Annotated in this window: 10 protein-coding genes, 1 tRNA gene, 1 pseudogene and 1 riboswitch; of the genes and pseudogenes, 4 read left to right on the top strand and 8 right to left on the bottom strand. The window is 74.6% G+C overall.

The annotated features are described in order from the left end of the window. Window positions 1–26: 26 nt before the first annotated feature. From ACIQ9P_RS11490 to ACIQ9P_RS11460, 7 genes and pseudogenes are all read right to left on the bottom strand, one after another. Window positions 27–797, bottom strand: coding sequence for a pyridoxal 5'-phosphate synthase (locus ACIQ9P_RS11490; RefSeq protein ID WP_402353409.1), 771 nt, complete (start codon window positions 795–797; stop codon window positions 27–29). Between the two features lie 517 nt (window positions 798–1,314). Further along, window positions 1,315–1,644: a hypothetical protein gene (locus ACIQ9P_RS11485; protein WP_045938792.1), complete on the bottom strand. Its 330-nt coding sequence runs from the start codon at window positions 1,642–1,644 to the stop codon at window positions 1,315–1,317. A gap of 425 nt (window positions 1,645–2,069) precedes the next feature. Further along, entirely contained in the window at window positions 2,070–3,434 is a 1,365-nt protein-coding gene (locus ACIQ9P_RS11480) for an FAD-binding oxidoreductase (protein WP_402353405.1), read from the bottom strand. A gap of 160 nt (window positions 3,435–3,594) precedes the next feature. After that, a pseudogene (locus ACIQ9P_RS11475) lies at window positions 3,595–4,562 on the bottom strand (MerR family transcriptional regulator). Window positions 4,563–4,646: 84 nt separating this feature from the next. Next, window positions 4,647–5,774 carry a peptidoglycan-binding protein gene (locus ACIQ9P_RS11470; RefSeq protein ID WP_402353402.1) on the bottom strand — a complete coding sequence of 376 codons (1,128 nt, stop codon included), beginning with the start codon at window positions 5,772–5,774 and terminating at the stop codon, window positions 4,647–4,649. Between the two features lie 201 nt (window positions 5,775–5,975). Next, window positions 5,976–6,063 (bottom strand) — tRNA-Ser (locus tag ACIQ9P_RS11465). Between the two features lie 66 nt (window positions 6,064–6,129). Beyond that, a complete protein-coding gene (locus tag ACIQ9P_RS11460; protein WP_402353399.1) occupies window positions 6,130–7,917 on the bottom strand; it encodes a S1C family serine protease in 1,788 nt (595 codons plus the stop codon). Window positions 7,918–8,102: 185 nt separating this feature from the next. Next, window positions 8,103–8,250: riboswitch (TPP riboswitch) on the top strand. Between ACIQ9P_RS11460 and ACIQ9P_RS11455 the strand changes: the two genes are divergently transcribed. The 4 genes from ACIQ9P_RS11455 (at window position 8,244) to ACIQ9P_RS11440 (ending at window position 12,939) form a co-directional block, all read left to right on the top strand. Continuing rightward, on the top strand, window positions 8,244–9,626 hold the full coding sequence (locus ACIQ9P_RS11455; RefSeq protein ID WP_402353396.1) for a purine-cytosine permease family protein: 1,383 nt from the start codon (window positions 8,244–8,246) through the stop codon (window positions 9,624–9,626). (Overlaps the previous riboswitch by 7 nt.) Window positions 9,627–9,919: 293 nt before the next feature. Then, window positions 9,920–10,777, top strand: coding sequence for a glycerophosphodiester phosphodiesterase family protein (locus tag ACIQ9P_RS11450; RefSeq protein ID WP_402353393.1), 858 nt, complete (start codon window positions 9,920–9,922; stop codon window positions 10,775–10,777). A gap of 361 nt (window positions 10,778–11,138) precedes the next feature. After that, window positions 11,139–11,723: an ATP-binding protein gene (locus ACIQ9P_RS11445; RefSeq protein ID WP_402353390.1), complete on the top strand. Its 585-nt coding sequence runs from the start codon at window positions 11,139–11,141 to the stop codon at window positions 11,721–11,723. Between the two features lie 229 nt (window positions 11,724–11,952). Continuing rightward, window positions 11,953–12,939, top strand: coding sequence for a DUF5926 family protein (locus ACIQ9P_RS11440; protein ID WP_402353387.1), 987 nt, complete (start codon window positions 11,953–11,955; stop codon window positions 12,937–12,939). A 282-nt stretch (window positions 12,940–13,221) separates the two neighbouring features. Here ACIQ9P_RS11440 and ACIQ9P_RS11435 read toward each other — a convergent pair whose 3' ends face one another. Continuing rightward, a complete protein-coding gene (locus ACIQ9P_RS11435) occupies window positions 13,222–13,875 on the bottom strand; it encodes a bifunctional DNA primase/polymerase (RefSeq protein ID WP_402353384.1) in 654 nt (217 codons plus the stop codon). Window positions 13,876–14,341 lie beyond the last annotated feature (466 nt).

Below are 14,341 nucleotides of genomic sequence, written 5' to 3'. Positions count from 1 at the left end.
GTCCCTCGGGGCGCCTCGGACCCGCCTCAGGGCCAGAGCAGGGTGCGCGACCACTCCGGGGTGAGCACCGGACCGGTTCTGGTGTACCGCAGCCGGACGTGGTGCCGCTCGGCCTCGCCCTGCCAGAACTCGACCTCGTGCGCCCAGAGCGTGTAGACGGCGTGCCCGGCGGCGACCGCGTCCGGGGTGGCCTCCAGTCGGCGCCGCGCCACCGCCACCGCCTCCTCGTACTCGGCCGGCGAGGCCAGCGGCTCGCTCTGCCGCCCGACCAGCGCGCCGATCCTGGCGTCCGGGGAGCGGGTGGCGAACTCGGCGGCCGCGACCAGGTCGGCGGCCCGTTCGACGGTGCCGCGGACCCGGACCTGGCGGCCCAGTCGGGGCCAGTAGACGGTGAGCGCGGCGGCGGGGTGGTCGGCGAGCTGGCGGCCCTTGGGGCTGTCGGCCGCGGCGGAGAAGACCCAGCCGGTGCCGGACGGGTCCACGTCGCGCAGCACCAGGACGCGGGCGTCCGGCAGGCCGTCGGCGTCGACCGTGGAGAGGGTGAACACCTGCGGGTCCAGCACCCCGGCGTCGAGGGCGGTGGCGAGCCAGTCGACCAGGAGCGGGCCGGGCTCGGCCGGGGCCGCCGCGGTGTCGAAGCCGGGCAGCGGGCGGGCCATCGGCGGGCGGCCCAGCATCAGCTCGGGCACGGACCGGGGCTCGGGCCGCGCTTCCGGGCGCGGCTCCGGGCCCGGCCCGGAGCCGGGTGCGGGCGTGGTCCCGCCCGGGCCGCTCGGGCCCTCGTCCTCGGCTGCCATCGCGCCCTTCCTTCCGGTTGCCGCGGCCGCAGCCCCTCGCCGGACGGGCCGCCGGGGGGCGCCGGGCTCGGGGGTGCACTGTCGGAGCGCAACCGTACCGCCGTACGGTGACGGCCCAGGGCGCGGGCCCCGCACCGGCCCGGTCCCGGCACCGCGGCCCGCGCGGGTGGCACCGGTGGGCGCCGGGCCACGTCCTGACACGTCCCGACACGTGCGGACACGTGCGGACACACCGCGACACGCCCGGACACGCCCGTGGGCGGCACCGATGCTCGGTGCCGCCCACGGGACCGGTTCGCGGTGACCCTTTCCGCTGCCCGGTTGCGCGCTGTGCGATCCGTTCCGATCGCGGTTCTTCCGATCCACTTCGCGGTCCGCTCCGGACCCGTCGCGGGTGCTCAGCCCACCCGCGTCCGCCCCGGCCGGCCCCGGTCCTCCGCCGACGGCGCCCCCGCCGTCGACGGCTCCCGGTCGGTGCCGGCACCCGGGGCGTCCCGGTGCCCGATCACCCGGGTGCTCAGTGGAAGATCGGGGCGAAGACGATGCTGTAGTTCTTGTTGGACTGGCCGGCCAGGATGGTGCCCGAGTTGTCCTTCACCGCGAGGGTGTTGGCCTGGTTCGAGGCGCCGGAGCCGGTCGCCGTCTGCTGGGTGGAGATGTAGTTGCCGTCGACCGAGCCGAAGACGTTGCCCGTCCCGACGTTCGACACCACCCCGCTGTTCGACCCGTCGTTGGCGAGCGCGCCGTTGTCGGCGGCTGCGGCGCCGGCACCGGCGAGCAGCAGCCCGGCCGCGAGCGGGGCCGCGAGCAGCACACCGGCGGTACGACGGATTCGGTTGCGAGCCATGGGAGCCTCCAAGAAACGGTAATCGTGCATTGGGTGCGGGAGTTCGCCGGCCAGACGAACACCTGCGGGCTGCGACGCCGGGTCACAGACTTCCGCAACAAATCGACAAAGCACCACCTCCCAGTGCCCTTTTCGCCCTTTAGCGTGATATCCAGCAGCCCCGCGCATAACTGCGTCCAACCCTGGAAGCGCGCCGACACACCGCCACCGACCTGCGATTTCGCCCGAACGGTCGGATACGACCGAGTCTCCTGGGGTGGCGCGAGGGGGGCACACGGACAATCCGGCGCACCACCCTGGCGCGCGACGACAACAAACACGCCCCCCGCCGGTGCGGTCACGCTACCGTGTCGATAATTCCAGCCATCCTGCGACAGTCTGAAAATCCGGAGAACAATACCTCGTTGCCCGGCGCCGGGGGGAGGTCAAACCGCCTTGCCGGGATTGAGGATCCCCAGCGGGTCGAAGACCGCCTTCAGCTGCCGCTGCAGCTCCATCGCCACCGGTCCCAGCTCCCGCGCCAGCCACTCCCGCTTGAGCAGCCCCACCCCGTGCTCCCCGGTGATCGTCCCGCCCAGCTCCAGTCCCAGCGCCATGATCTCGTCGAAGGAGCGCTGCGCCAGGGCCGACTGCTCCGGGTCCGCCGCGTCGAAGATGACGATCGGGTGGGTGTTGCCGTCCCCGGCGTGGCTCACCACCCCGATGGTCAGCCCGGTCCGCTCGCCGATCGCCGCGACCCCCTCCAGCATCTCGGCCAGCCGTGAACGCGGCACCGCCACGTCGTCGATCATCGTCGTCCCCAGCCGGTCCAGCGCCGGCAGTGCCAGCCGGCGCGCCTCCAGCAGCAGCTCGGACTCGGCCTGGTCCTCGGCCGGCACCACCTCGGTCGCCCCGGCCGCCCGGCACAGCTCGCCGACCGCGGCCAGCTCGGCCACCCGGTCCGGGCCGTCGAAGGCGACCAGCAGCAGCGCCCTGGTCGACTCCGGCAGGCCCATCCGCCCCAGTTCGTTGACCGCGCGCACGCTCACCGGGTCCATCAGCTCCATCAGCGAGGGCGTGAAGCCTCGCGCCATCACCTCGCACACCGCCGCGCCCGCCGAGGCCGTGCTCGGGAACTCCGCCGCCAGCGCCAGCTGCGGGGCGGGAGCGGGCCGCAGCGCCAGCACCGCGCGGACCACCACGCCCAGGGTGCCCTCGGAGCCGACCAGGAGCCGGGTCAGGTCGTAGCCGGCCACGCCCTTGGCCGTCCGGCGGCCGGTGGACAGCAGCCGCCCGTCGGCCAGCACCACGTCGAGGCCGAGCACGTACTCGGCGGTCACGCCGTACTTGACGCAGCAGAGCCCGCCCGCGCCGGTGCCGATGTTGCCGCCGATGGTGCACGACTCCCAGCTCGACGGGTCGGGCGGGTAGGCGAGCCCCTCGGCGGCGGCCGCCCGGGAGAGCTCGGCGTTGACCACCCCCGGCTCGACCACCGCGATCCGGTTCACCGGGTCGATCTCCAGGATCCGGTTCATCCGCAGCATCGACAGCACGACGCAGCCGTCGACCGCGTTGGCGGCGCCGGACAGACCGGTCCTGGCCCCCTGCGGAACCACCGGGACGCGCAGCGCGGTCGCGGTGCGCAGCACGTGCTGCACCTGCTCGACCGTCTCCGGGAAGACCACCACGGCGGGGGTGCCGGCCGGGCAGAAGTCCGCCATGTCGTGCCGGTAGGCGGCCGTCACGTCCGGGTCCACGGCCATCGCGCCGGGCGGGAGGCCCTCCGCCAGCCGGTCCGTCAGATCACTCATCGCCGCCTCCGCCGTCCGCCGCCCGCCCCGTCCTCGCACTCTGCCCGCCGCCCGACCGACCGGCAAGTACGCCGGGGCGGTGCGGAAGGGTCGGGCCGGAGCGCTCGGGACGAGGCGGGCGGGCGGGCGACAGGCCGGTGGACGGGTGGGACGGTGCCGGTTAGGCGCGGACCACCGGCTCCTGCAGCTCGGTCACCCAGTGCGCCGGGTCCTCGGGGCACTCCAGGTAGAGCTCCCGGGCGTACCCGTCCGAGCGGAAGCCGTTCTCCTCGACGAACCGCGCCAGCGACTGGAACGAGCCCAGCGATTCGTCCATCGGGCCCCGGTGCACCACCGTCGCCGCCGCCTCGACGGCCGGCAGGTCGACCACCGCGAAACCGTGCTCCTCTCCCGTGGCGGGGGGGGGGGCCGCCCGGGCCCGGCCCCCCCCCCCCCCCCCCCACCCCCCCACCCCGGCCCCCCCCCGCGGCCCCCCCCCCCCCCGCGGGGGCCCGCCCCCCCCCCCCCCCGGGCCCCCCCCCGGGGGGGGGGGCGGCCCCCGGGGGCCCCCCCCCCCGCCACCCGGATCAGCACCGAACCGTCGCCCTCCCCGGTGTCCTCGTACCGGGCGACGGACGGCCCGGCGGCCGCGACGCCGGCCGCCGCCAGGCGACCGCAGAGCTCCTCGAACAGCGGGCCGATCACCGGCCCGATGTCCTGCGGCTCGTAGCTCGCCGCGACACCCGCCAGCTCGGCCGCCCGGACCGACGGCAGCCGCTTCACCACGACGTCCTGTGCGGACATGGTCCCCTCGCTCTCGATCGTCCGGAGCCTCGCCTCGACCCGGGCCAGCCGTTCGGCGTCCGCGGCCATGGCCGCGGCGAGCTCGGCCCGCCGCAGCCGAAGCATCCCGCGCAGCTCCGCCGGGTCCACCTCCTCGTCCAGCACGGCCCGCACCTGCTGCAGCGTGAAGCCGAGTTCCTTGAGGGCGATGACCCGGTTGAGCCGGGCGAGTTGGGCCGCCTCGTAGCAGCGGTAGCCGCTCGACGGGTCGACCCGGGCCGGCCGGATCAGCCCGATGGCGTCGTAGTGACGCAGCATCCGGACCGACACCCGACCGTGCTTGGCGAAGTCTCCGATGTTCAACATGGTCCCTCCAGTGCAGGCCCTCACACCGTGTCATGGTCAAGCCCCGGGACCACCGCCGGTCCCGCCGTCCCCGGCGGGCGGCGCTCAGTCGGTCACATCGAACCCCCTCCGGTCCCCCAGCGTGCGCAGACTGCGCTGGCCGGGGAGCCCGTTGGCGTCCTCCCCCGCGTAGCCGAGGCTGCGCTGGAAGGCCGCGTACGCCTGGACCGTCCGGGTGCCGAGCGAGCCGTCCACCCAGCGCTGCTCCAGGAAGCCCTCGTCCGCGAGGGCCTGTTCGACGATCCGCACCTCGCCCCCGTAGGTCTGGTGCCCCTGCTCGGCGCCCGGGTCGGTACGGGCGGCCGCGACCACGTGGGCCAGCGACACCCGGCGCGACGAGGGCAGCCGGCCGAGCAGTCGGCGCAGCGACCCCTCGCCCGGCACGCCGTCGGCGTCCGGCCCCGAGTACCCCAGACCGTGCTGGAAGTCCTGGTAGTTGAGGGTGTCGGCGTCCCGCCAGTCCTCGTCCGGACCGGACGCGTAGTGCCGGCCGAAGCCCTGCCGGACGAGCGCCTCGCCGACCTCCCGGACCTGCGGCCCGTGCGCGCCGTAGCCGTACTCCAGGCCGTTGATCGTCACCCGGTACCGGGCCGGTCCGGGGTCGCCGGCCGGACCGGAGTCCCCGCGCGGCGTGGGCACCGGCGCGCCGCCGATCACCGCGACGATGCCGGGCAGCACCACCTCGCGGAACTGCCGGGCCCGGGCGTCCCCCGGGCAGGCCGTGCCGCCGTCCGACCACTCCGGGAACATCCGGTGCACCCCGAATCCGGGCGCGTCCCACCGCGGGCAGATCCGCGCCGGGACGCCGTGCCGCTGGTGCAGCCACACCCCGAGCGCGATCAGAGCGCCGACCTGGGCGTCCGTCCAGGGATCGGTGCTCCCGTCGTCACTGGCCGTCTCCACGCTGACCGCGCCGGTGCCGTCGGCCCTGCGGTTGGCACCCATGTTGGCGTCGGCCCGCGTCTCGGTGCCGACGAACTGTCCCACGCCGCCGTCGTATCCGACCCCGAAGTGCGACTCCAGGTTGGTCGAGTCCCGCCAGTACTCGTACATCCGCCGCGGCGTCCACGGCGCCGCCACACTGTGGAAGATCACCTGCGTCGGCGTGATCGCCGGCTGCTCGTCCGACTCTGGCTGGAGCTCCATCTTCTCCGCGCCGGGGTACCAGGCCATGCGTCTCTCCTTGCCGGGCCCAGGGCAGTTCGCCCCTTACGCCCGAACACACGAGACCCGGCCCTCCCCAGAACGACGCATCCCCCACAAACCCCCCGTTCAGGTGAAAACGGGACACCTCCCCACCCCCGACAAGCACAAAGGCGGGTGCCGACCCTCAGGTCGACACCCGCCTTGAGCAGGTGGTTCATCTCCTACCGGCGGAGAGCGTGGGATTCGAACCCACGGTACGGGGTCACCGCACGACAGTTTTCAAGACTGTTCCCTTAGGCCGCTCGGGCAGCTCTCCAGGCGGAGGTCAGCCTAACGGGTCCGGCGGGGTTCGGTGCACCGGGTTTCCGGGGCGGGGCGGGGGTCAGTTGTCGCCGACGCGGGTGCCGAGGGTGACCTTGGTGGTGGCGGTCTGGCCGTTGCGGGTGTACTCGACGTCCACGGTCTCGCCCGGCTTGTGCGTCCAGATCTTGCTGACCAGGGCGGGGCCGTTCTCGATCGGGCTGCCGCCGAGCTTGGTGATCACGTCGCCCGGCTTGAGGCCGGCCTGGTCGGCGGCGCCGCCGGGGGTGACGGCCGGCTGGCCCTGGACGTCGCGGGTCTGGATCTGCGCGCCGTCGCCCTTGTAGTCGTCGTTGCGCAGCACGTCGAGCTTGGCGTAGACCGGCTTGCCGGTCTTGATCAGGGTGTCCGCGACCCACTTGGCCTGGTTGACCGGGATCGCGAAGCCCAGGCCGATGGAGCCGGCCCGGCCGTTGGCGGAGGCGTTGGACTGGATCGCGGAGTTGATGCCGATCACCGCGCCCGAGGAGTCCAGCAGCGGACCGCCGGAGTTGCCGGGGTTGATCGAGGCGTCGGTCTGCAGCGCGTTCATGTACGACGCCTGCGAGCCGGTCTCGTCGCCCGAGGCGACCGGGCGGTCCTTGGCGCTGATGATGCCGGTGGTGACGGTGGACTCCAGGCCGTACGGCGCGCCGATGGCGATGGTGGAGTCACCGACGTTGACCTTGTCGGAGTCGGCCAGCGGAAGCGGCGTCAGCTTGCCCTTGGGCGGGCTGTCGAGCTTGATCACCGCGACGTCGTAGCCCTCGGCGCGGCCGAGCACGGAGGCGCCGTAGGAGCTGCCGTCGGCGAACTTGACGGTCAGTTTGCCGCCGCTGGACGCGGGCGCGACCACGTGGTTGTTGGTGAGGATGTGGCCCTCGGTGTCGAAGACGAAACCGGTTCCGGTGCCGGACTCGCCGTTGCCCTGCGCCTTGATGGTGACGACGCTGGGCAGCGCCTTCTGCGCGATGCCGGCGACCGAGCCCGGGGCGGGCTCGTTCTTCTGGGTGTTGTTGGCCTGGACCGTGGTGGAGCTGCGGTCGGCCGCGGCGCTGACGGAGCTGTCGTCGCGGTCGGCGATCGCCACCCCGACCGCGCCGCCGGCCACGCCGGCCACCAGGGCCACGGCCGCGACCAGCGCGATCAGGCCACCGCCGCGCTTCTTGCGCGGGCCGCCGTGGCCGGGGGCGCCGGGGTAGTCGCCCGGGTAGCCGTGCGGACCGCCGGGGCCGCCGGGGGCCCCGGGCGCGCCGGGGGTGACGTCGTGGGCGCCCCAGCCGCCGAGCGGCTGGCCGGCGCCGAACGGGTGGTGGTGCTGCCCGGTCGCGCCCGGGGCCGGCGGGGCGGCCGGCGCCCCGTACGGGTCGTGCTGCGCGGCGGCGGGCACCGCGTAGGGGTCGTGCGGGGCGGACGGCGCCGCGTACGGGTCGTGCGCGGCCAGGGCCGGGGGCACCGGGGTGCCGGGGGCCGGGGTCGCGTACGGGTTGCCGCCCTGCGGGGCGGCCGGGGCGGCGGGCGCGGCCGGCGGCAGGACCGGCGGCGGGGCGTCCAGGTAGCCGGGTTCGACGGCCGGCGGCGCGCCGGGCACGGCGGGCGCCGGGGCCGGCGGGGCCGCCGGCTCGGGGGCGGTCAGCTTGCCGAAGGCCACGGTGGGCGTGAACCCGCCGGAACCCCCCTCGGTGGCCGGAGCCGGCTGCTCCGCCGCGGGCGCCGGGACCGCCGCACTCTGCTGCGCCGGACCGTCAGCAGGGGAACCCACCACCCCCTGGCCGCCGGAGGGCTGCTCCCCCTGCGGCCCGGTGGACCCAACCTCGCGCTCGCTGCTCACGGACGACCTCCATCGCTGACAGGACCAACAACCATAGTTTTTCGCACACTCGATTCGATTGCCGTAAGGAGCCTTCTGAAGAACTCATAAGAATCCTTAGCCCGGCCAGACGGACGCCCCCCGGCGCCGCCCGTCCGGCCCCCTGGCCTTGGCGTTCCTCGCCGTGCCCGCTAGCCTGTCGCTTCGAACTGACACGCGGGAGCTTGGACCCACCAGGCTGAGAGTGCGCCGGTCGACCGTACGCCACGGGATCCGTGGACAGCCGTCGAGGGGGCGCAGACCGCCGGAACCTGTCCGGGTAATGCCGGCGTAGGGAGAAATCGGCCATGCCGCCTGCTTCGACGTCCTCGTCCTCGGCAACCGCCGTCCTGGAACCCGCCGCCCGGGTCGAGGCGCCGCTGGTGCTGGACACCGAGCCGCCCCGCACCCTCCGCTTCCGCGACCACTTCGCGCTCTGGATGAACCTCGGCGTCTCGCTGATCGGCTTCAGCACCGCCGCGACCGTGCTCGGCGCCAAGGGCGGCGAGCTGTCGCTGGCCGCCGCCGTGACCGCGATCGTGGCCGGCACCGTGGTCGGCACCGCGATGCTCGGTGTCGCCGCGCTGATCGGCGCCCGCACCGGCGCGCCCGCCATGGCCACCCTGCGCGGACTGTTCGGCACCCGGCTGTCCTACGTGCCGACGGTGCTCAACATCGTCCAGTGCGTCGGCTGGGGCGTGTACGAGCTGCTGACGATCGCGCTCGGCGCGCAGACCGTCGTCGGCACCGAGGGTTACCGCTGGCTCTTCGTCGTGCTGGCCGGCGCGGTCACCACCGCGCTGACGATCTGGCCGCTCGGCGCGATCGCCGTGCTGCGCCGCTTCGTCGCCGTCGCGGTGGCGGTGGCGATGGTCTACTTCACCGTCCAGCTCGGCCGGAACGGCATCACCGACCCGGGCGCGGGCAACTGGCACGGCTTCCTGCGGGCGACGGACGCGATGATCGCGGTGTCCATCTCCTTCGTCCCGCTCGCCGCCGACTACACCCGGCACTCGCGGACCCCGCGCTCGGCGTTCTGGGGCAGCTTCTCCGGCTACACGGTGGCGCAGGTCTGGTGCTACGTGCTCGGGCTGATGGCGCTGCTGCAGGCGGACGGCGACCCGGACCGGATCTTCGACTCCTTCCTGGGCGTGTGGGCGGGCTGGCTGTTCCTGCTGGTGCTGGTGCTGCGCGAGACCGACCAGTCCTTCGCGAACGTCTACTCGACCGCGATGTCGATCCACAACCTGCTGCCGAAGGTCGACCGCCGGGTGCTCACGGGCGCCACCGGTGCGCTGATCACCGTGCTCGCGCTGCAGATCACCGCGTTCACCGACTCGTACTACGCCTTCCTGGGGCTGATCGGCTCGGTCTTCGTGCCGATGTTCGCGGTGCTGGCGGTCGACTACTTCCTCGGCGCCGGGCGGCGCGGCTGGGACCTCTCGGACGAGGCACCGTCGCGCTGGCTGATGCTGCTGCCGTGGGCGCTCGGCTTCGCGGTCTACCAGCTGATCGCGCCGACCGCGGTGGCCGGCTGGTGGACGGACTTCTGGACGTCCGCGCAGGAGGTGCTGCACTTCACCCCGCAGGAGTGGACCTCGGCCTCGCTGTTCGGCTTCCTGGTGCCCGCCCTGGCGACCTGGGCGCTCACCCCGCTCACCCGGGGCCGGACCGCCGCCGACGCGCGCTGACCGGACGGCCGGACCGAGGCCGACCCGAGGGCGGCCGGAAATTGCGGCGGAATGCGCGCGGAATTCCGGCGGAACGCCCACGGAACACCGGTGGAACGTCGGCCGGAACGCCTGCGGAGCACCGGCCGGAACACCCCGGCACCGCCGCCGGAACGCCCCGGGCGCGGCGGCCCGGGCGCCCTCCGACGCGCCGGCCGGAATGACCCCGAACGCGCGACGGAGTGACGAAGTCGGCCCTCCGGGTTGGGGCCGACGTCGCCTCCGCGTCACTTCCGCCGCCTATCGTGGAGGGCGTGACCAGCCCTGATGTCTCGCCCGTGACGGCCCGCACCACCCGGCCCGTCCAGGTGATCGCCCACCGCGGTTCCTCGCACGCCCTGCCCGAGCACACCCTCGCCGCCTACCGCAGGGCGCTCGCCGAGGGCGCGGACGCGTTGGAGTGCGACGTCCGGGTGACCGCCGACGGGCAGCTCGTCTGCGTGCACGACCGGCGGATCGGCCGGGTCTCGGACGGCCGGGGCACGGTGTCCGCGATGACCCTGGCCGAGCTGGAGGCGCACGACTTCGGCGCCTGGAAGACCGGGCGGCCGAGCGAGGACCCGGAGCTGCGCGGAGTGCTGCGGCTGGAGAGCCTGCTGGAGCTGGTCGTGGACTCCGGGCGGCCGGTGGACCTCGCGATCGAGACCAAGCACCCGGTGCGGTTCCGCGGCCGGGTGGAGTCCGAGCTGCTGCGGACGCTGGACCGGTTCGGCATCGGCGGCGCGACCGGGGGCCGGGGCGCCGGGACGGCGGGGACCGGCGCGGGCCACGGCGTCAACGCCCGGATCATGAGCTTCTCCTCCGTCGCGCTGGCCCGGGTGGCGGCCGCGGCGCCGCAGTACCCCCGGGTGTTCCTGTTCGAGCGCGGCCTGGTGCTGCGCGGGCGGCTGCGCCCCGGCGCGCCGCTGCCGGGCGGGGCGCGGATCGCCGGGCCGGGCATCGACCTGGTGCGGGCCCGGCCGGGGCTGGTGACCAGGCTGCTCGAACTGGGCCACCAGGTGCACGTGTGGACGGTCGACGAGCCGGCCGACGTCGAGCTGTGCCTGGATCTCGGGGTGTCGGCGATCATCACCAACCGCCCGGCGGAGGTCCTGGCCCAGCTCGGCCGCTGACGTCCGCAGCCGTGGTCCGGGCCGTGGGCACCGGCATCGCCGGGCGGCGGGGCCGGGCCGCGCGGTACCGCGGCGAGCCGGCCGCCGGACGGGGTGCCGTGGCGCACGGGCAGGTCGTGAAGCCGTGGTGAACCGTTCAACCACCGTGACTCGTTGACCGTCTTGGTAGGGACTCAAACCTTTCGGCAACGATTTCTGGCGCAATTCATACAGTTTCACGACGGAGGGTGAGCGCCGAATCACCTGTCGCGCACCGTCGGTGCACCGGCCTGAAATGTCCGTGCGGGATCGCCGCCCGGTCGTTTCCGACGTATTGCCAAGGGGCATCCATCCCTCGGCATACGCTGAAGGAGGTCCGGGGGTGGCGTTGATGGTGGCGCGTGAAGTGCCGACTTCATCGACCATGGCAGTGCCGCACGGCCCATCGAGTGTCGGGGTCGCACGGCGCCGACTGCGTCGAGATCTGGGAGACCGCGAGATACCGGAACCGGTCATTGATGATGCTGTTCTGATCCTTTCCGAACTTTTGAGCAACGCCTGCCGCTACGCCAGGCCGCTCGGGCCGCTGCCGGCCCTCGGCCGGGGTGCCCGCGCCGAGGCGGCGGAACCGCTGCTGGTCGGCGGGCCGTCCCGGGCCGCGGGCCCGGCGGGCCCGGCCACCGCCGCGGGCGAGCCCGGCGAGGACACCGGCGGCGTCCTGGTCCGGTGGCAGATGCACGCCGACGGGGTGCTCACCCTGGAGGTGACCGACGGCGGGTCGCCGACCCGCCCGTCACCGTCCAGCCCCTCGCTGACCTCGCACGGCGGCCGAGGGCTGAGCATCGTGGACCAACTGGCGAGCGACTGGGGCGTGCGCGACGCCCCGGGCGAGGTGACGGTGTGGGCGGCCCTGCCGGCCCGCGCCCGGCACGCCCGGCGGACGGCCGGCGGACACCGGGAGCCCTGAGGCCGACGGCCGACGGACGACGGACGGCACCGGCCACGCGGGCGGACACCGCGCGGTCGGCGGTGGGCGACGGCGGCTCGGCCGCCGGTGGGCGCCGCCCGGCGACGGGTCGTACCCGCGTCCCGGCCCGGATCCCGGTCCGGAGCCGGGTCCGGTGTGCGCCACACTCCCGGGGAACGTCAGTAGGCTGCCCGGAGCACAACACCACCGTTCCCGGGAGAGCCGCACCATGGGCAAGAAGGCCGCCAAGAAGGCGCCGCAGCGCAGCCAGTCCACCCCCGCCGTCACGGGCGACATCCCCGTGGTCGGGGCCCGCGAGGACTGCCCCTGCGGCTCGGGCCGCCGCTACAAGGCGTGCCACGGCCGCGAAGCCTCGCACGCGGTCCAGGAGCTCGTGCACCGCCCGTTCGAGGGCCTGGCCGGCGAGGCCGACTGGGTGGCGCTGCGCGAGCTGGTGCCCGCCGCCACCGTCCCGCTGACGCTGGCCGCCGGGGTGGCCGAGGCCGCCAACGGCGAGGTCCCGTCCGTGACCCTGGCCACCGTGCTGCCGCTGGCCTGGCCGGCGCTGCGCCGCCAGGACGGCTCGATCCTGCTGGGCCTGCAGACCCAGTCCTCCTCCGGCGACCTGAGCCGCGACCTCGGGGACGCCCTGGAGCTGGCCCTGGCCGCCGAGCCGGGCTCGCCGGTGCCGGCCCGCCGGACCGTGCCGGGCGGCCGCCGCCTGCAGGACCTGCTCGACCCCGCCGCCGCCTTCGAGCCGGCCGTGCACACCGGCTTCGAGTTCTGGCTGGAGGACGCGGAGACCGCCACCGGCGAGGTGGCCGCCTCGCTGGAGCGCGCCAACGCCTCGGCGATCCCGACCGAGAAGCTCGCCGGCCTGGACTCGGCGTACTGGTGCGGCACCCCGGACAAGAACCACCTGCGCTGGGTCATGACCGTGCCGGAGGAGCAGCTGCTGGACGCGCTGGCCCGGCTGACCGCCGCCGAGAAGTCCTCGCTCGGCCCGGACACCCGGCTGGTCGGCTCGTTCCGGGCGCACGGCCTGACCGTGCCGGTCTGGGACCTGCCGCTCGACATGACCGCGGCCGACTGCGAGAAGCCGGCCGCCGAGTTCGCCGAACTCCTCGCGGCGACGCTGGCCGACCCGGCCCCGCTGACCGCGGACGAGCGGCGGGCCCGCGCGAACCTGGTGAACCGTCAGGTCACCCTGAACTAAAGGCGGGTCGCAAGGAAGGCGGCCGCCCGCCCGATCGACGTGATACGCGTCACATTGTCGCCCGAAACCCGCAATTTCCGGGCTGCGAGGGCGTCTTGGAAATTGGCGCGGGCGCGGATCCTTGTTACTGTCTAAAGAGTCCGGTCGCTGGTGCATCCCCCGTCGCCAGCGGCCGGATCTTTTGTTTTTCCGAACATCCCACGCCAACGCGGGTCGGCCGTGCCCGATCGATACGCCGGCGGTCCCCGGTCGCACCGCGCGGGCAACGGCCCGGCCGCGCCGTCAGTACGCCGAACGGCCGCTGTCGAGCTGGACCGCCGCGTCGACCAACTCGCCCAGCAGTGGACCGACCTGGGGCAGCCAGACGCCGCCGTCGGCGCCCTGACGGGGCGGCAGTACCCAGCGCACCCGGTCGCCGGCCCCGCCGCCGGGCGGCAGCGGCAGGAATCCGCCACTTCCGTGGTAGCGCAACGACCCCGGCACCCAGGGGAGTTGGACGAGCATCTCGCCGAGCGCGTCGAGCGAGTACGGGGCGACCAGCATCGCGTAGCGGTCGGGCATGGCCAGCACCGGGCCGAGCCGCAGCCGGAGCGCGGCGAGGTAGGCGAGCGCGCGGGCCCCGGCCGCCGCCGGCAGGCTGACCGCGGAGACCGTCCGGCCGGTCGCGACCAGCACCGGCGCGTCGGGGCAGCGCCGCTCCCACCACCAACGCACCATCCGGGCATCGGTGGTGGCCGCGAGCAGGGTCGGGTCGTGCGGGTGGGCCCCCGGGGCCGGACAGTCCGGGTCGCCGCAGGAGCAGAGTCCGCCGGCGAGCAGGACGGTCCCGGGGACCACGGGCCAGCGGTGTTCGGTGGCTGCCGACAGGGCCCCGGCCAGCCGGGCCGCCCGGGCCGCCCGGTTCCTCGGGTCGTCGCGCAGTGGGTTGTCACGCATTGGCACCCGTTCCTTTCCGTGACCGCTCGATGGCTCCGGCCCGCGGCCGCCGGACCGGCCGCCACCACCGGCCGGGGACGCCGGACGGCCCGCGCACCGGACGGAGGGAACGGACCGGGGGCCGGGCCGGGGCCGAACGGCGGACGGGGCGAGCGGCGGTGCGGACGGCGGTTCGAACTGCGGCGCGGGCCTGGAGCACGCGGTGGAGCACGATGTGAAAGGGCCGTGGAATAGAACAGCCCTTGGAACGAGAATCCCGTATGCGACCGGATGGACGCCGCCCGGGCGCGCTTGGTTCCACCGTACGAGTGAGTCGCTTCCGGCCGGCCCGGCCGGCCGGCGGTAAAGGCATACGATCCGGACGGCCGCCGGAACCGTCCCCTCGGTTCTGCCCGTTGACCGGCCGCTCCATGCCCGCCGAGCGGAGCCGTCGCGCCCCGACGAACCGTGGCGCGACCGACCGGCG

Origin of the sequence: Kitasatospora sp. NPDC094019, assembly GCF_044764505.1 — a bacterium.
Taxonomy (GTDB): Bacteria; Actinomycetota; Actinomycetes; order Streptomycetales; family Streptomycetaceae; genus Kitasatospora.
The sequence above is the reverse complement of the archived record's forward strand: the minus strand, read 5'-3'. Positions and strand labels throughout refer to the sequence as shown.

What these genes read in the sequence shown, in the direction of transcription:
- ACIQ9P_RS11440 (WP_402353387.1), top strand. Translation starts at nt 11,953, where the DNA reads ATGGGCAAGAAGGCCGCCAAGAAGGCGCCGCAGCGCAGCCAGTCCACC.
- ACIQ9P_RS11455 (WP_402353396.1), top strand. Translation starts at nt 8,244, where the DNA reads ATGCCGCCTGCTTCGACGTCCTCGTCCTCGGCAACCGCCGTCCTGGAA.
- ACIQ9P_RS11435 (WP_402353384.1), bottom strand. Translation starts at nt 13,875, where the DNA reads ATGCGTGACAACCCACTGCGCGACGACCCGAGGAACCGGGCGGCCCGG.
- ACIQ9P_RS11480 (WP_402353405.1), bottom strand. Translation starts at nt 3,434, where the DNA reads ATGAGTGATCTGACGGACCGGCTGGCGGAGGGCCTCCCGCCCGGCGCG.
- ACIQ9P_RS11490 (WP_402353409.1), bottom strand. Translation starts at nt 797, where the DNA reads ATGGCAGCCGAGGACGAGGGCCCGAGCGGCCCGGGCGGGACCACGCCC.
- ACIQ9P_RS11485 (WP_045938792.1), bottom strand. Translation starts at nt 1,644, where the DNA reads ATGGCTCGCAACCGAATCCGTCGTACCGCCGGTGTGCTGCTCGCGGCC.
- ACIQ9P_RS11470 (WP_402353402.1), bottom strand. Translation starts at nt 5,774, where the DNA reads ATGGCCTGGTACCCCGGCGCGGAGAAGATGGAGCTCCAGCCAGAGTCG.